The sequence below is a fragment of the Arthrobacter sp. 4R501 genome (genome assembly GCF_002929755.1).
GTDB lineage: Bacteria > Actinomycetota > Actinomycetes > Actinomycetales > Micrococcaceae > Arthrobacter.
This window is the reverse complement of record NZ_PJIW01000030.1, coordinates 27,663-44,176: the sequence shown is the minus strand read 5'-3', so window position 1 is coordinate 44,176 and position 16,514 is coordinate 27,663. Positions and strand designations below refer to the sequence as shown.

The following is a 16,514-nucleotide window of genomic DNA, read 5'->3' as shown; positions in this document are numbered from 1 at the left end:
GCCCGGGATGACCTGGCCGATGAGGGTGTGTGGCTGTACGCCGAGACGGTCCGGAAGATCCACGAGCTGAACCCGGGCACCGGCGTCGAACTGCTGATCCCTGACTTCTCCGGCAAGCCCGAGCACATCGCGGCGATCTGCGATTCGAAGCCGGAGGTCTTTGCGCACAACGTCGAGACCGTGCCCCGGATCTTCAAGCGGATCCGGCCGGCGTTCCGGTACGACCGGTCCCTGGATGTCATCACCCAGGGCCGGAACCTGGGCATGGTCACTAAGTCCAACCTGATCCTGGGCATGGGCGAAACCCGCGAGGAAATCTCCGAAGCGCTGCGGGACCTGCACGAGGCCGGCTGTGACCTGATCACCATCACCCAGTACCTGCGCCCCTCCGAACGACACCTGCCGGTGGACCGCTGGGTCAAGCCGCAGGAGTTCGTGGACCTGCAGGACGAGGCCAAGGAGATCGGCTTCCTCGGCGTCATGTCCGGCCCGCTGGTCCGTTCCTCCTACCGGGCCGGCCGGCTCTGGGCCACCGCGATGCGCAAGAAGGGCTGGGAAATCCCCGCCCAGCTCGCCCACATCGAGTCCTCCGGCAGCACCCGCCAGGAAGCCAGCTCACTGCTGGCAGCCCACGCCAGCTGACCGCCCCCGTATTCAGAGTCGAGATCAGGAAAGGACCGAAGATGTTCCCTACAAGAATCGAAATCATCCCCTCAACCGGGATTGTTGCCCAGGTCCAGGCGCTGGTTCCGCTGACCACCACGCTGACCATGACGTGCCTGCCGCACCACGGGATCGAACGGACCATGCGCACGTCGGTGGAGCTGAGTACGCTCGGCTACACCGTCATCCCGCACCTGGCCGCGCGCAGCATCCATGACCGGGCCGAGCTGACCCGGATCATGCGTGAGTGCGATGCTGCCGGCATCGGCGAGGTGTTTGTGATCGGCGGCGACCGGAGGCAGCCAGCCGGCCCCTACGATTCAGCGCTCCCGCTGCTCGAGGACATCGCCCAGTACACCGGCGGCCGGATGCGCGCCGGCGTCGCGGGTTACCCGGAAGGCCACCCGACGGTGGCCGCCCTTGACCTGCTGGACGCACTTCAGGACAAGCAGCACCTGGCCACGCACGTGGTCACCCAGATGTGCTTCGACGCCCCCAAAATCCTCGACTTCGCGGCGCTCCTGCGCCGCGAAGGCGTGAACCTGCCCGTCTGGGCGGGCGTGGCGGGGTCCGTCCCGCGGACGAAACTGGTGGCACTCGCCACGCAGATCGGCGTCGGAAGTTCCCTGAAGTTTCTCAGCAGCAAAGGAACTTTGGCGCGGAAGCTGCTCAGCGGCGACCGCTACTCACCCCACACCCTGGTGGCCGGGCTCGAAAGTCAGCCCGGCATCGCAGGGATCCACCTTTACAGCTTCAACAACCTCGGCGCGGTCCCCAACGAAGCGGTCGCGTCTTCCACAACGGCTCACCAGCCAGTATTGATTCGAGGAGCAGCACGTGAGTACTAAAACCGTCACCACCCCGGGCAACACGCCCCACCTTGAACGCCAGCTCAGCAACAGGCACATCCAGCTGATCGCCATTGGCGGCGCCATCGGCACGGGCCTTTTTATGGGCTCAGGCAAGACCATCTCGGCCGCCGGCCCGTCCGTCATTTTCGTCTACATGATCATCGGCTTCATGCTGTTCTTCGTCATGCGGGCCATGGGCGAACTGCTGCTGTCCAACCTGAACTACAAGTCCTTCAGCGACTTCGCGGCCGACCTGCTGGGCCCGTGGGCCGGCTTCTTCACCGGCTGGACCTACTGGTTCTGCTGGGTGATCACCGGCATCGCGGATGTGATCGCCATCGCCGCCTACTCGGAGGAACTCTGGCCGGGGGTGCCATTGTGGATTCCGGGCATCGCCACCGTGATCATCCTTCTGGTCCTGAACCTCGCAACGGTGCGGGCGTTCGGTGAGACCGAGTTCTGGTTCGCGCTGATCAAGATCATCGCCATCGCCGCGCTGATCATTGTTGGCCTGTTTATGATTTTCAGCGGGTTCCAGTCCGATGCCGGCCCGGCCACCTTCACCAACCTGTGGAGCCACGGCGGCATGTTCCCGAACGAATTCATGGGCTTTGTAGCCGGGTTCCAGATCGCCGTGTTCGCGTTTGTGGGTATTGAGCTCGTGGGCACCACCGCCGCCGAGGCCAAGGACCCGGAGAAGAACCTGCCCAAGGCCATCAACTCCATCCCCATCCGCGTGCTGCTCTTCTACGTAGGCGCCCTCATCATCCTGATGTCCGTCACGCCGTGGACCCAGTTCCAGGCCGGCCACAGCCCGTTCATCGCCATGTTCTCCCTGGCGGGCCTCGGCGCCGCGGCCACTGTGGTGAACCTGGTGGTGCTCAGTTCGGCCATGTCCTCGGCCAACTCCGGCATCTACTCCACCTCCCGCATGGTGTACGGCCTGGCCCAGGAGGGCGACGCCCCCGCCGTGTTCAGCAACCTGTCCCGCCGCAAGGTCCCGCAGAACGCACTGTTCCTCTCCTGCATCCTGCTGCTCTCCGGCATCATCCTGATGTACGCCGGCAAGGACATCGGCAAGGCGTTCGACATGGTCACCACGGTCTCCGCCGTCTGCTTCGTCTTCGTCTGGTCCATCATCCTGGCCAGCTACCTGAAGTTCCGTTCACGCCGCCCGCACCTGCACGACGCGTCCAAGTACAAGATGCCCGGCGGCATCCCCATGGTCTGGGTGGTCTTCGCGTTCTTCGCCTTCGTCCTGTGGGCACTGACCACGCAGCCGGACACGCTCGTGGCGCTGCTGGTCACCCCCACCTGGTTCATCATCCTCGGCGTCGCCTGGTTCATCCTGCGCAAGCGCCCGGCCCACCTGGCCCGCTACGCGGAGTTCCAGAAGGAGCTCGCCGGCGAGAAGGCAGAGGCCGAGGAGAAGGCCGCCGACGAGAAGGCCCTCGCCGACGCTGACCTCACCGACGCGAAGGCATCGCGGGAGAGCTAAGTGGCAACCGAACATGTTCTGACCGTCAACTGCGCCGAGTCCCCGGGGATTGTCCACGCGATCACCGGGTACCTGCTGGATCACGACTGCGACATCATCGACACCAAGCACTTCGGTGACCGCCAGGCCCAGCAGTTCTTTATGCGGGTGCACTTCGCCGCCGGGAAAACCGCCTTCAGCACGGAGGACCTGCGCCGGGACTTCGAGCCGCTGGCCGCTGAGTGGGCCATGAACTGGCAGCTGGAGCCGCACGGCCGCAAACGCCGGGTCCTGGTGATGGTGTCCAAGTTCGGGCACTGCCTCAACGACCTGCTGTTCCGGGCCCGCACGGGCGATCTGCCGGTGGAAATCGTGGCCGTGGTCTCCAACCACACGGACCACGAAGAGCTGGTCAAGTGGCACGGCATCCCGTTCTTCCACCTCCCGGTCACTAGGGAGACCAAGCCGGCGCAGGAAGCGCGCCTGCTGGAGCTCGTGGATGAGTTCGACGTGGAACTGGTGGTCCTGGCCCGCTACATGCAGGTCCTCAGCGACGAGCTGTCGGCCCAGCTGACGGGCCGGACCATCAACATCCACCACTCGTTCCTGCCCAGCTTCAAGGGCGCCAAGCCCTACCACCAGGCCTACGACCGCGGCGTGAAAACCGTGGGCGCCACGGCGCACTACGTCAACGCGGAGCTGGATGAAGGGCCGATCATCGCCCAGCAGGTCATCGACGTCGACCACACGTACACGGCGGACGACCTGGTGCGCGTGGGCCGTGATGCTGAGTGCAAGGCGCTGAGCAACGCGGTCCGGTGGCACTGTGAAGGCCGGGTAATGCTCGACGGCGGGCGCACAGTGGTTCTGCGCTGACCCGCGGTGGTTGAGCCTGGCCCACGCCCGCCGGGTTCCCTGGCCGAGCTTGCGAGGCGAGGGGGCGGGTGGGGAGCGAAACCGGGATCTCGACAGACTCGATCACCGAACGGCACTCGACCACCGGGGGAGTGGGGGGTGCGCAACTGTCGTGGCGCCCTTAATGCTCGACGGCGGCCGCTGCGTCAGGTGCGCTGCTGGAAGTGTGTGGGCGGAACCCCGCCCGGGAGCGGGCGCAGCATCGCTTCGGCGGCGTCGCGGATGGTCAGGTTCCGGTGGCTCGATGCGAGCGTGAGCATCTGCAACGCCGCCTCGTAGGAGCACCCGTTCTGGCCCATGATCACGCCGCAGGCGACGTTGACCGCGGTGCGGCTGGCCATGGCTGCGCGGAGGTCCGCGGATTGGGCCAGGCCAGCCCGGACCTGCAGTGCCAGGACCAGGCTCGTGGCCGCCACGTCGGAGAACGCCAGCGCCTGGCTGGCGACAACCGGGGTGAACACGTTCGTTTCCGCCGAATACAGCGTCAGTGCGGCCCGGTAGCCGCGTTCCAGCCGCAATGGCACGGCGACGGCGGAGCGGAAGCCGGCTGACCTGAGACTGGCCGGGTACTCGTCCCAGCGCCTGTCCAGGCAGTGATCATTGAGAATGATGGTCAGGCGGCCGCCCAGTGCCCGCGAGGTGGGACCCCGTCCGGCGAGCTGGTCCCACCGGGAAAGGCCGCCGGCGGCGTCGGTGGTTGCCGCTGTGAAGGGCGTCCCGTCCGGCCGCACGAGCGTCACCGTGCTCTCCACGGGGTAGCCGGCAATCTCGCTCACGGCGGACGCCGCAATCCGGGCCAGTGCGCACGCTGATGCCGCTTCCGAGTGTCCGCGGAAATCCAGCAGGACCCCCGAGACGCGCCAGTCCACCTGTTGATCGATCATCATGCCCAGCCCCCATGTGTCGGTACGCCCTCATCGTAAAAGGCCCTGACGGGATGGCACACGAGTAGTGAGTACTCGCTTTTTTCCAGGGCGGGCAGGTAGCCCCCAGGCCCGGGTTTCGTTGGTGCCCCTACATGTCGAAGTAGGTGGTGGCTTCCTCGCCCGAGACCTTCCGGACGATCTCGTCGGCCACGTCCCGGAGCTTCTGGTTCCGGTGGCTGGAGACCTTCATCAGGATGGACATCGCCTCGGTCTGGCTGCAGCGGTTCTGGGCCATGATGATCCCGCAGGCAATGTTGATGGCCGTGCGGCTCATCATCGCCGCGCTCAGGTCATCCGCGGCGCTCTCGGCGGTTCCCACCCTGACGGCCAGGCGGACGGCACTGCCGGCGACGTCGGCGAAGCTGGCTGCCTCACTGATGGTGTCGTCGGTGAATACGCCAGTGGCCGGCGCGAAGAAGTTCAGGACGGCGGCCGCGTTTTCACCGATTTCGAGGGGGACGCCGAGGACGCTGTGGATGCCCTCCGCAATCAGGCGTTTCTGATAGACAGGCCAGCGCGGGTCGGTGCGGACGTCGGCCAGCAGGACAGGGGTCCCGGCCCGCAACGCTTCGATGCAGGGCCCTTCGCCCACGGCCTGTTCAATCCGATCCAGGTGGATGGCGCGCTCAGTGCTCCCGCCAACCGTTGTGGTTTTCCTGGCGTGCTTGAGGGTGACCCCGCATTCCACCGTGGCGCCGGCGGAGCGGCTCAGGGCGGCGGCGGCGATGATGGAGAACCCGCCCAGGAAGTCCGCTACCGATCCCGTGCCAATAATCAGGTCCTGCAGCTCCAGGAGCAGCTCATGTTCGGGCGAATTGGTCATGCCCAAATCTAGGCCGAACCCAGAGTGCCCACAAGCATGCCGTGAGCGCAGTGACTGCCCTCGGTGGTTGAGCCGGGCCCACGCCCGTCGGGTTCCCTGGCCGGGCTTGCGCCGAGCTTGCGAGGTAAGGGGGCGGGTGGGGAGCGAAACCTACGGGGTCCTGCCCAGGAACTCATCAATCCTTTTCGCCATCTCCTTGGAGTGGGTCCAGTGCAGGTAGTGCGGGCCGTCAAGAATGACCAGCTCACGACGCGTGACATTAAGCAATTGGCGTTCATGGACGGCCTGCCATTCGGGCTGTTGCTGGATAGTTTCCCGTGCGAGAAACTCAAGCACCGGAAGCTGATCGGGATAGCGGAGGGCCTGAAGCTTGAGGGCGTTCTCCCCAATCCGGTTCGTTTCGTCGGTGAGTGCCTGGTTGCCAAAGTTCCAGCTCTGCAGCATGCGCATCTGATCACGTTCCGCCGCGATATAGCCGTCGCCCGCTGGGTCCGTGAGGCCCAGGGCGGCGGCCCAGCGGACCAGGCCTATGGTCGAAGGTATCCGTTCCCAGAAATTGCCCGACGGCGGGAGCTCCGCAGGTGCCGGACGTTCAGTGGGGGCAGTGGTGCCGGTAGGTACTGTGGGGTCGATGCCGATGACGGCAGACACTTCCCCGGGATATTTGTTGGCGTAGTACAAGGTGCTGAAGCCCGCGATCGAGTGGCCTACAAGGACGTAGGGGCCCGTAATGGCGAGCTTGGAGAGCAGTTCGTGAAGTTCGTCGGAGGTGTTCTCGATGGTTCGCGGCCGGGCGGTCATGTCGCTGTAGCCATAGCCGAACCCCTCCACAACCACGATCTGGTAGCCGTGCAATTCCCGGATCAGCGGGGCAAAGTCCAGCGCCGGCGCCGGCGTGCCAAGCCCGCTGAGCAGCACCAGGGTTGGACCGGTTTCGCCGGTCCGGGAGACGTTGATGGTCCCCGGGCCGATCTGAATCCGTTCGCCGTACGCCGTGGAGTTTGAGCGTTCAACCCCTTCGATGATGAGATTGGCCAGGGTGGAGGCAATCACCAGCCCCACCACAGTCAGCGCCACTGCGGCTATGGCACGCAGTCCTCGACTGCGCCGTTTCCGGCGCGGCGGTGGCTGGTCCGGCGGTGCGTCGTCCGGCGGTGCGTCATCCGGGACCGAACGGGTGCGGCGGGAGAAGCTGCGCAGCGGCATGACCGACCTCCAAAGGTGCGAACCCGCGGCCCAACTCTCGCAGCTCTTGTCTGTCCTTGTGGGCAGCCCTAGCCGGGCGGCCCACCACGCACCACGTTAGTCCCGGACCCGGATGATCTCCAGAGCGTCCGGGTCCAACAGCTTCCGCGCGCCGGTCCTCGCGTCCTTGATCCAGATCAGTTCCAGGGAATGTACGACGTCGGTCACCCGGCCTTTGTGGAAGAGCTTGCCGTTGTGCCACGCCTCGATGTGGTCGCCGGGTTGGATTCTTACCGTCTGCACCTTGTCAGTGATCATGCTGTGCCCCCTGCTGGTTGTCCCCGTATGCCCAGCATGCCCCGGCCAGGTTGCCGCAGTGTTTCTGCCGGGTAAAAGCCCGGGTTTCGACGAGCTCAACCACCGGAAGGTCCGGCGGTTTCGACAAGCTCAACCACCGGATGGTGGAATGCCTTCATGACCAATGACGAGATTCGGCCTGTCTACTTCCTTTCGGACAGCACCGGCATCACCGCGGAAACACTCGGCAACACCTTGTTGACGCAGTTCCCCGCGAACAACTTTGACCGCATCACGGTCCCGTTCATAACCACGGTCGAGCAGGCCAGATCCGTGGTGGGCACCATCGACAAACTGGTCGCCACCGGCCCGCGGCCCGTCGTCTTTTCCACCGCCGTCAGCACTGACATCAGGCAGGCCATTGCAAAGTGCCAGGGGATCATCGTGGATCTTATCGGGACGCATGTGGGACAGCTGGAGCATGCCCTCGGTTCCCAGGCCAGCGGCGAACCCGGCAGGGCCCACGGCCTGGGCAACGCGGAGCGGTATCAGTCCCGGATGGCCGCCGTCGAGTACGCCATGGAACACGACGACGGCCAGAGCCTGCGGGCGCTGGAAAAGGCTCAGGTCATCCTGGTGGCACCGTCCCGCTGCGGAAAAACGCCCACCACCATGTACCTGGCGCTGCAGCACGGCATCTTCGCCGCGAACTTCCCGCTGGTGGACGAGGATTTCCAACGGGAAGGGCTGCCCAAGCCGCTGCGGCCTTTTGTTGAGAAGTGTTTCGGGCTGTCCTCCAACCCCCTGCGGCTGAGCCAGATCCGCACCGAGCGGCGCCGCGGCTCACCCTACGCGTCGCTGCGGCAGTGCGGCTTCGAGCTGCGCAGTGCCGAGCAGCTATACGTCTCCCACCGGATCCCGTACTTGAATTCGGCCACCGTGTCCGTGGAGGAAATGGCCGCCACCATCCTGCAGCGGATGAACCTCAAACATTAGGGAAAAATTTCACAAGCCCAGTGTGGCGCACATCATGTTGGTATGAGTGCTGTGGACCTGTCACTGTAGACAGGATCCGCGCCCAGCAACCGGCCACAGCCGCGAGCGGGCGGCGCCCCGGCATGCCATCATCCCTGCAAAGGAGCAGCAATTATGACAACAGACATCCTGTGGTTCTCAGAACTCGGACTCAAGGACCTGGACCGGGTAGGGGGCAAGAACGCCTCCCTCGGTGAGATGGTGCAGAACCTCACCTCCGCCGGCGTCCAGGTCCCTGACGGCTTTGCCACGACGGCGGACGCCTACCGCAGCTTCCTGGCTGACTCGGGCCTGGACCAGAAGATCGCCGACCGGCTGGTGGGCCTGGACACCGATGACGTGACCGCCCTGGCAGCAGCGGGCAAGGAAATCCGCGCGCTGATGCGCGAGACGCCCTTCCTGCCGGACTTCGAGGCGCAGATCCGGAACGCCTACCAGCAGCTGGTGGACAAGCACGCGGGCTCCGAGGACCTCTCCTGGGCCGTCCGTTCCAGCGCCACGGCGGAAGACCTCCCGGATGCCTCCTTCGCCGGGCAGCAGGAAACCTTCCTGAACGTCCGCGGCATCGAGAACATCCTGATCGCCATCAAGGACGTGTTCGCGTCCCTCTACAACGACCGGGCCATCGCCTACCGCGTGCACCACAAATTTGAACACGCCGAGGTGGCACTCTCGGCGGGCATCCAGCGGATGGTGCGCTCCGACGTCGGGGCTTCCGGCGTGATGTTCACCATGGATACTGAGTCCGGGTTCCAGGACGCAGTGTTCGTCACGTCCTCCTACGGCCTGGGCGAGGCCGTGGTCCAGGGCGCCGTGAACCCTGATGAGTTCTACGTCTACAAACCCGCGCTGCAGGCCGGCCGCCCCGCCATCCTCAAGCGCGGACTGGGCGAGAAGGCCCTCCAGATGACCTACACCAACAGCCAGGAGATCGGCCGGACCATCGACTTCGTGCCGGTCGAGGCCTCCCTGCGGAGCCGCTTCAGCCTCAGCGACGCCGACGTCGAGCAGCTCGCCCGGCACGCCGTCGCCATCGAGAACCATTACGGCCGTCCCATGGACATCGAATGGGGCAAGGACGGGACCGACGGCGGCCTGTACATCCTGCAGGCACGCCCGGAGACGGTGCAGTCCCGCCGGGCCGCCGGCAGCCTCAGCCGTTTCCGCCTCAACGCGACCGGCCGGGTCCTGGCCGAGGGCCGCGCGATCGGCCAGCGCATCGGTGCCGGCAGCGTCCGCATCCTCACATCGATCGACCAGATGGCCGCCTTCAAGACCGGCGACGTCCTGGTCGCGGACATGACCGACCCGGACTGGGAACCGATCATGAAGCGCGCCTCCGCCATCGTCACCAACCGCGGCGGACGCACCTGCCACGCGGCCATCATCGCCCGCGAACTGGGGATTCCCGCCGTCGTCGGCACCGGAAGCGCTACGGATTCGCTTGCCGACGGCCTCGAGGTGACCGTCTCCTGCGCCGACGGTGAGACCGGCACCATCTACGAAGGGCTCCTGGACTTCAGCGTCGAGGAAACCGCCATCACCGAGCTGCCGGAGGCCCCGGTCAAGGTAATGATGAACGTCGGAACCCCGGAGCAGGCGTTCACCTTCGCCCAGCTGCCGAACCACGGCGTGGGCCTGGCCCGGCTGGAATTCATCATCAACCGCCAGATCGGTATCCACCCCAAGGCGCTCCTGAACCTGGACAGCCAGCCGGCGGACGTGGCCGCGGAAATCCGGGAACGGATTGCCGCGTACAGCAGCCCGCGCGACTACTACATCAAGCGGCTGGCCGAAGGGGTGTCCACCATCGCGGCGGCCTTCGCCCCGGAGCCGGTGATTGTGCGCATGTCCGACTTCAAGTCCAACGAGTACGCCAACCTCATTGGCGGACCGGCCTACGAGCCGCACGAAGAGAACCCGATGCTCGGTTTCCGCGGCGCCTCACGCTACCTGGAGCCGTCCTTCCGGGACTGCTTCGACCTCGAGTGCGAGGCCCTGTCCTTCGTCCGCAACGAGATGGGCCTGACCAACGTCAAGCTGATGATCCCGTTCGTGCGGACCCTGGATGAGGCCCGCGGCGTCATCGAGCTGCTGGCGGAGAACGGCCTGGTCCGTGGCGAGAACGGCCTCGAGGTGATCATGATGTGTGAGATTCCGTCCAACGCGCTGCTGGCCGACGAGTTCCTGGACTACTTCGACGGCTTCTCCATCGGCTCCAATGACATGACCCAGCTGGCCCTGGGCCTGGACCGGGATTCCGCCATTGTCTCGGGCGGCTTCGATGAACGCGATCCTGCCGTCAAGAAGCTCCTCAGCATGGCCATCAAGGCCTGCAAGGCGCGCGGCAAGTATGTCGGCATCTGCGGCCAGGGTCCCAGCGACCACGCCGACTTCGCCGAGTGGCTGGTCGGGGAAGGCATCGATTCCGTCTCCCTGAACCCCGACACCGTGGTGGACACCTGGCTCCGGCTCGCCGGCACCACGGCACACCGGTGATTGAGCCTGTCGAAATCCGCTGAACGCACGACGTCGGCACCCGGCTTGGGTGCCGACGTCGTGCGTTAACGGCGGTCAAGGATGTACTCCTCGACACGGCAGCGGCTTGTCGCTGCGCAGATTCCTTGTCGACACCTGAATATCACCGGCGCCAGGAAATATGCGGGTCACGGTCGGGTTTGCGCGTCGAAAACCGCAGAACGCGTACGACGGCGGGGCGCGCCGGCCGCTGCCAGCTTGCGTTCCAGCTTCCCGGGCTCCATCAGCTCGGCCCAATCCCACCTCACCACGTTGAACCCAGCGGCCCGGATTCGGTTCTCGCGCTTCTTTTCCTCCACCACCGCCTGCGACGCGGTCCGGCCCTGGAGGAACTCCGGTTTGATGTACTTCTCCACACCATCGAATTCGCCAACAACCTTGGCCTGCTTCCAATAGAAGTCGGTGTAGCCCACCAGGCCGTCCCTGTCGTGGATGGCTTGCTGCAGGACCGGCGTTTCGAAGCCGGCCACGTGGATCAGCGCGCGGCTGTAGGACTCCCCTGCGGAACCGGACAATGGGTCCGCGAATGCCACGGCGGTCACTATCCTCCGCCCGGCGGCCGACGAGTAGTTGGTGCCGAGGCCCGCCACTAACTCGTTCTTGGTCAGGGCCCTCAGTCGCAGGGCGCGGTCCGGTTTCAGTACGTGGTCCAGCGGCGCTTCCGCCTCCGTGAACGGCGCAAACGCTGCCAGGTCCAGGACAGTGCGGATGCGGCCGGTGACGAGCAGGCCCTCCCGCTGGACCACTGTCAGACCCGCCGGCGCAGCAAAGTGGCGGCGGACTCCGGCACGTGACCGGCCGCCGTCGTTCTTCATGGTGAGGGCCTGGACCGGGTGGTTCAGGCCGATGGTGGGAATTCCCCACACGCTGGCGGCGGAGTGCCTGGCGAAGACCGTGGGTTTCTCGAACGTTTCCGCAGCTGCCTGGACGCGGAGGCGATACTGCTCCCACGGCTTCAGCCCTTTCCAGACCTGCCCGTCCGTGTAGACGCCGTGGCGGACGCGGACCAGGGAACCGGCCTTTACGCGCTTGGCAAGGTCATTCGGTGTCAGCCCGTGAAGGGCGCGGTCGCGGGCCAAGAGAAGCGGTGGAAGATCCGTCATGTAGCGAAGATGCCAGCTGCGCGCGATGGACGCGAGGGGTAGGTGCCGCTATGTGGAGAAGTCCTGGCGACGCGCTTGTCCGTTTCCGACCCACGCCTACCCGGGCGCATCCGGAATATGGGCTGCGTAGTGGAATATTCGCGTCGAAAACGAACTTGCGCGTCGCGGAACCGGGGAGGAACGCACGACGTCGGCAGGCGGCCCGGGTGCCGACGTCGCCCAGCTAGTCCGCCGGTGATTGAGCTTGTCGAGACCCCCGGGTCTCGACAGGCTCGACCACCGGAGGGCAAGCTCAATCACCAGACTGAACGTCAGCCCTGGTTGATGCGGATCATGTTGCCGGACGGGTCGCGGAAGGCGCAGTCGCGCGGGCCCCAGGGCTGGACGATGGGTTCCTGGAGGACCTCGGCGCCGGAGGCCCGGGCGGCTTCGAAGGCGGCGTCGAGATCATCCGTGCTGAACACGAGCATGGGCATAACGCCCTTGGTGACGAGCTCCTGGATGGCGTCCCCGTCGGCCTGGGAGCGGCCGGCGTGTGGAGGGGACAGGACGATCTCAAGGTCGGGCTGGGCAGCGCTGCCGAGGGTGACCCAGCGCTGTCCGTCCGAGCCGACGTCGTTCCGGACTTCCAGGCCAAGGGCGTCGCGGTAGAAAGCGAGGGACTCGTCGAGATCGTTGACGGTGACGTGTGCGTACTTCAATGAAATGTTCATGTCTCCCACGCTAGGGGAGTGGCAGCGGCGAGGCTTCTTCAATCCTGCTCGGTTTGCGGGCGGGCCGGGTGTGCTGCCGGGCGATGCAGGTAGGCATCGCTTTCACGGCGTGGTGTTCGCGGGCCCGATAGGCGCTGGGCGTCATGCCGACGATCTCGGTGAACCGCGAGCTGAACGAACCCAGCGACGTAGAGCCCACCTCCATGCACGCATCGGTCACGCTGGCGCCGGCGCGCAGCAATGCCATTGCACGTTCGATCCGCCGTGTCATGAGGTAGTTGTAAGGCGTTTCTCCGTAGGCGGCCTTGAACTGGCGGGAGAAGTGCGCCGCTGACATGAGGGCCCCGGCGGCCATCGTGGGCACGTCGAGCGGCCGGCCGTACTCACGGTCGATCAGGTCACGGGCCCGGCGCAAGTGGTCCAGGTTGGCCAGCTCCCGCGGTGTCATGAGGCAAGTCTAGTAGCGGCCCCGGTGGTCGAGCCTGTGGAAATCTCGAGACGCCCCAACCAACAGGTGCAACTAGCTTTGGCCGAGCCTGCGGAACCTCGGTGCGTTCTGCGGGTTGTCCGCCAGGATCTTCAGGTTCATCCGGGCCCTCTGCCGTTCCTCGTCCTCGAGCAGCATCCAGGATTGGTGTGCACGGTTGCCGAGGCCATCGTGCAGGCCGATGATCCGGGAGCGGTCGCTGCCTTTCATCTGATCGCGCGTGGTCAATGGTTCCAGGACGCAGGCGGAGAGGACGACGGCGTCGTCCAGGTGCCGGCGGGTGTCGCGGCTGTCTTCCCGGTAGGCCGCACCTTTCAGGACGAGGGCTCCGAGGACGTTGGGGATACTGATGAGGACGTCCTTTTCGTCATCACCGTCACCGTCGTCGTCGACGGCGGGAACTGAGAACCGGCAATAGACCGTCCGCTTCAGGGCCTGGGTGCCAGCGGGCAGGGCGAACATGTCGTGGCCACCCAGTCGCTGAGGGACATGTGGAGCGACCCGGTCCGCGACCATGACGTCGACCTGTTCCTTCCCGCGGACAAACCGGTGGGCCGGAGCAGCGGAGTCTATGGAGGTCTGCAGTGTATAGCCCATCCCGGCAAGGATGGCGTGGACCTGTGCAACTGTCGTCCCAGGGGTCTCAAGATGAAGGACGATGTCTACGTCCGCGGTAGGCCGGGCCACGGCCAGTCCGGCCCGGGCAGCGTGGAGCTGGACCATTAGTCCGCCGACCAGAGTCCAGTGTTGGGCGGCGAGGTTCCGGGCCAGCTCGACGCACTGCGGCCACGGCTGGCCCCAGCCACCCGGCGGTGCGGCGACGTCCCAGATTTCGCGGCCGTCGTCGTGGATGCCGTCAGCCACGGTTGAACTGTTCGTCGAGGAGCTTCTCGAGAACGGACCGGCCGGCAGAGTGCTCCCTCGTCGCGACGGATTCGGCCAAGTCAAGGGCGATGGCCGCCGTGGGAACACCTGCTTTGAGGGCTTCCTCGAAATCCACTTCTCTCAGGATGACGTTCCCGCTCGTGTCCTCCTCCATGTAAAAGGCTTCGGCCATCTCTTCAGCGACGCCCACTGGGACGTAGCCGTCCAGGAACTCTCCGCCTCCGGCCAGACCAAACTGCGAGGCGATGTCGGCGTCCCTCATGGCGGTCCCGCCGGTGGCAGCTACGTGCTCTCGCAGCCTGGAGATCGCGTCGGGTGTGGCGCGGAACCTGCGGACCGTAGCCCGGTTGCGGGCGCCGGCCATGACCTCATCCACTGTGCGGGTCTGCAGGGATTGGCGGAGCCGGTAGCGTTCGGAGGGCTGGAGCCAAGCTGCGTCGGCACCGCCGAGCATGGCAAGGGCAGCCCAGGCGATCCTTGGGGTCCAGGCGCGGCCGGCCCTGCGGGGCATCTGGCAGGCGCGGTTCAGGGAGTCAGTGGAGACCAGAAGGCTGTTGCCGGATTTGAGGACGTCCAGGCGGCCGTGGGCGACCATGTTCCTGACCTGGCGGGTGCTCACGCCGAGCTGGTCTGCCGCTTCCTTGGTGCTGACATAGTTTGAGGCCATAGACACAATTCTACCGCGGCGGGAATCATTCTGTATATGCAGAACAGTTCCCGCTGCGGAATAGTTGTGTCTATCATTTTCGTGTCACGAGGCGGCCTGGTGCTACGCATATGCCCTGTGGCGTCCGGAATGCGGATTACGCGTGTCCCCGGGGCAGTGCGCGTCGTCAGGGATCCTGCGCGTCATTAACGTGGGTGGGCGAGTCGGTGCCTCGGGTGATTGAGCCTGTCCAAGTCCTGGCACTCCTGCCCAGTTGCCCTCCAAGAAACCGCCGCAGTACGCCTGACACGCCGGGCTTTTGCGTGTCCTGGGCGGAGCAACTGGGGAGGAACGTCCGACGGCGGCAGCGCCCCTGCAGTGGGTGATCGGAAATATCCTTCTGGTTCGAGCTTTTGCTCGTGATCATCAAGGGTCGCAACTCATTTTCAGAAATATGTTGCAGATTTGTATCCCATAGGGAAAAGTGGGCGGTGAAACCAGAGGAATCAGCAATATATTTCAGAAGGAGCCGCAGTGGAGGACGTCGCAGCCATCGGGGCCAGCATTCGGCGCGCCCGCAAGGAGGCCGGTATCACCCAGGGCACGCTGGCCGACCTGATCGGTACGTCCTCCCGGACCGTTCACGCCATCGAAACAGGGACCGGCAATCCATCCCTGGTCACGGTAGCCGCCGCGGCCAACGCTGTGGGGCTGCACCTCAAGGCTACCGATGTCTGAGGACCTGGGACGGCTGAAATTCGTCCCCAGCGCGGATGTATACAAGGCAGGTGTCCTGGCGGGACATTTGAACCGGACCAGCCGTGGCAGCGTCGTCTTTTCCTACACGCCCGACTACCTCAGCACCGCCGGCCGCCCTATCGCGACCACCCTGCCTGTTGTCGCGGAGCCGGTGGAAGCACCCAGTGGCGCGCTGCCGTCCTTTTACTCAGGCCTCTTACCCGAAGGCCACCGCCTCACGGTACTGAAGGACGCCGTGAAGACCAGCCTGGGCGATGAGCTCAGCCTTCTGCTGGCCGTCGGGGCCGACGTTCCCGGTGACGTGCAGATCGTACCCGCCGGGGAAATGCCTACGGAGCCACTACCGCTGGCGGACACGTCCCGCCCGGAGGACCTGGACTTCGCTGCCATCGCCGACGCGGTGGACCGTCACGGGCTACCGGGAGTCCAGGCCAAGGCCAGCGCTTCGATGCTCACCACCCCGGTCGCCCTGGCCAACCGGCGGTACCTGCTCAAACTGGATCCGCCGCGGCACCCTCATCTGGTCCTAAATGAAGCAGCACACCTCACCGGGGCTAAGGCGCTGAAAATCCCGGTGGCCAAGCACAGCGTTGTCTCGGACCGGAATGGCCTGCCCGGACTCCTCGTGGAGCGGTTCGACCGCACGCAGGACCACAAGCTGCTGCGCCTTGCCCTGGAGGATGCCGCACAGGTCCTGAACCTCCCTCCAGCGTCAAAATATGCTGTGAGCTCGGAGGAAGTAGTGGAGGCGTTGGCTGGGCTATGCAAAGCCAAAGCTGTTGCCGTCAGGAACCTCTACCTGCAGTTCGTCTTCGCCTGGCTGACCGGAAACGGTGATCTGCATGCCAAGAACGCGTCGGTTTTGGAGGGCCGGCACGGCGGCTGGGTAGTAGCACCGGTCTACGACATCCCCTGCACGCTGCTCTACGGCGATGACACCATGGCCCTGACTATCTCCGGCCGCGTCAAGAACCTCAAGGCCCGGCATTGGCAGGAGTTTGCGGCCAGCATCGGGTTGCCCGCACGCGCGGCGACCGCCGCCAACAAGATCGCGCTGGCGGCAGCCACGGCAATCGACCCGGAAGACCTTCCCTTCACCGGGTCACCTCTGAACGGGGCGCTGCGGGAACTCCGGTTCCGCCGCGCCGAGCTAGGGGGCTGATCGGATGTCCTCCCGGTGATCGAGCCTGTCGAAATCATGACGCCTCGAT

At 65.4% G+C, this 16,514-nt stretch carries 17 protein-coding genes; 8 read left to right on the top strand and 9 right to left on the bottom strand.

Annotated features, from left to right (window positions below; all coding sequences use genetic code 11):
- The 4 genes from CXR02_RS21020 to purU all read left to right on the top strand — a co-directional run.
- Positions 1-642: lipoyl synthase (locus CXR02_RS21020; protein WP_146072577.1), on the top strand; the 642-nt coding region annotated here is incomplete at its 5' end.
- 41 nt (positions 643-683) lie between these two features.
- On the top strand, positions 684-1,511 hold the full coding sequence (locus tag CXR02_RS21015; protein WP_104063753.1) for a methylenetetrahydrofolate reductase: 828 nt from the start codon (positions 684-686) through the stop codon (positions 1,509-1,511).
- Positions 1,501-3,012, top strand: a complete 1,512-nt coding sequence (gene cycA, locus CXR02_RS21010) for a D-serine/D-alanine/glycine transporter (RefSeq protein ID WP_104063752.1) — start codon at positions 1,501-1,503, stop codon at positions 3,010-3,012. The genes CXR02_RS21015 and cycA overlap by 11 nt, the downstream gene beginning before the upstream one ends.
- Positions 3,013-3,867, top strand: coding sequence for a formyltetrahydrofolate deformylase (gene purU / locus CXR02_RS21005; RefSeq protein WP_104063751.1), 855 nt, complete (start codon positions 3,013-3,015; stop codon positions 3,865-3,867).
- A 185-nt stretch (positions 3,868-4,052) separates the two neighbouring features.
- Here the strand turns inward: purU and CXR02_RS21000 are convergent, their stop codons facing one another.
- The 4 genes from CXR02_RS21000 to CXR02_RS20985 form a co-directional block, all read right to left on the bottom strand.
- A complete protein-coding gene (locus CXR02_RS21000) occupies positions 4,053-4,793 on the bottom strand; it encodes a GAF and ANTAR domain-containing protein (protein ID WP_104063750.1) in 741 nt (246 codons plus the stop codon).
- 127 nt (positions 4,794-4,920) lie between these two features.
- Positions 4,921-5,655 carry a GAF and ANTAR domain-containing protein gene (locus tag CXR02_RS20995; RefSeq protein ID WP_104063749.1) on the bottom strand — a complete coding sequence of 245 codons (735 nt, stop codon included), beginning with the start codon at positions 5,653-5,655 and terminating at the stop codon, positions 4,921-4,923.
- A gap of 150 nt (positions 5,656-5,805) precedes the next feature.
- The gene (locus CXR02_RS20990; RefSeq protein WP_104063748.1) at positions 5,806-6,861 is read right to left on the bottom strand and encodes an alpha/beta fold hydrolase; all 1,056 of its coding nucleotides are present in this window, start codon (positions 6,859-6,861) and stop codon (positions 5,806-5,808) included.
- A 96-nt stretch (positions 6,862-6,957) separates the two neighbouring features.
- Positions 6,958-7,158, bottom strand: coding sequence for a hypothetical protein (locus CXR02_RS20985; protein ID WP_104063747.1), 201 nt, complete (start codon positions 7,156-7,158; stop codon positions 6,958-6,960).
- Between the two features lie 156 nt (positions 7,159-7,314).
- On the opposite strand from CXR02_RS20985, the gene CXR02_RS20980 reads away from it, so the two are divergent.
- Both CXR02_RS20980 and ppsA read left to right on the top strand, forming a co-directional pair.
- Positions 7,315-8,133, top strand: a complete 819-nt coding sequence (locus tag CXR02_RS20980; RefSeq protein ID WP_104063746.1) for a pyruvate, water dikinase regulatory protein — start codon at positions 7,315-7,317, stop codon at positions 8,131-8,133.
- 153 nt (positions 8,134-8,286) lie between these two features.
- Positions 8,287-10,671, top strand: coding sequence for a phosphoenolpyruvate synthase (gene ppsA / locus CXR02_RS20975; RefSeq protein ID WP_104063745.1), 2,385 nt, complete (start codon positions 8,287-8,289; stop codon positions 10,669-10,671).
- 167 nt (positions 10,672-10,838) lie between these two features.
- Here the strand turns inward: ppsA and CXR02_RS20970 are convergent, their stop codons facing one another.
- The 5 genes from CXR02_RS20970 to CXR02_RS20950 all read right to left on the bottom strand — a co-directional run bounded on the left by CXR02_RS20970 (position 10,839) and on the right by CXR02_RS20950 (position 14,565).
- A complete protein-coding gene (locus CXR02_RS20970) occupies positions 10,839-11,813 on the bottom strand; it encodes a type IV toxin-antitoxin system AbiEi family antitoxin domain-containing protein (protein WP_104063744.1) in 975 nt (324 codons plus the stop codon).
- 311 nt (positions 11,814-12,124) lie between these two features.
- A complete protein-coding gene (locus CXR02_RS20965) occupies positions 12,125-12,526 on the bottom strand; it encodes a VOC family protein (RefSeq protein WP_104063759.1) in 402 nt (133 codons plus the stop codon).
- A gap of 10 nt (positions 12,527-12,536) precedes the next feature.
- The gene (locus CXR02_RS20960; RefSeq protein ID WP_104063743.1) at positions 12,537-12,974 is read right to left on the bottom strand and encodes a helix-turn-helix transcriptional regulator; all 438 of its coding nucleotides are present in this window, start codon (positions 12,972-12,974) and stop codon (positions 12,537-12,539) included.
- 72 nt (positions 12,975-13,046) lie between these two features.
- Positions 13,047-13,877 (bottom strand): hypothetical protein, encoded by an 831-nt coding sequence (locus tag CXR02_RS20955; protein ID WP_104063742.1) that lies wholly within the window; start codon positions 13,875-13,877, stop codon positions 13,047-13,049.
- The gene (locus tag CXR02_RS20950; protein WP_104063741.1) at positions 13,870-14,565 is read right to left on the bottom strand and encodes a helix-turn-helix domain-containing protein; all 696 of its coding nucleotides are present in this window, start codon (positions 14,563-14,565) and stop codon (positions 13,870-13,872) included. The genes CXR02_RS20955 and CXR02_RS20950 overlap by 8 nt, the downstream gene beginning before the upstream one ends.
- A gap of 513 nt (positions 14,566-15,078) precedes the next feature.
- Between CXR02_RS20950 and CXR02_RS20945 the strand changes: the two genes are divergently transcribed.
- Positions 15,079-15,282, top strand: a complete 204-nt coding sequence (locus CXR02_RS20945; protein WP_104063740.1) for a helix-turn-helix transcriptional regulator — start codon at positions 15,079-15,081, stop codon at positions 15,280-15,282.
- On the top strand, positions 15,275-16,465 hold the full coding sequence (locus CXR02_RS20940) for a type II toxin-antitoxin system HipA family toxin (RefSeq protein ID WP_104063739.1): 1,191 nt from the start codon (positions 15,275-15,277) through the stop codon (positions 16,463-16,465). Before CXR02_RS20945 ends, CXR02_RS20940 begins: the two co-directional genes overlap by 8 nt.
- Positions 16,466-16,514 lie beyond the last annotated feature (49 nt).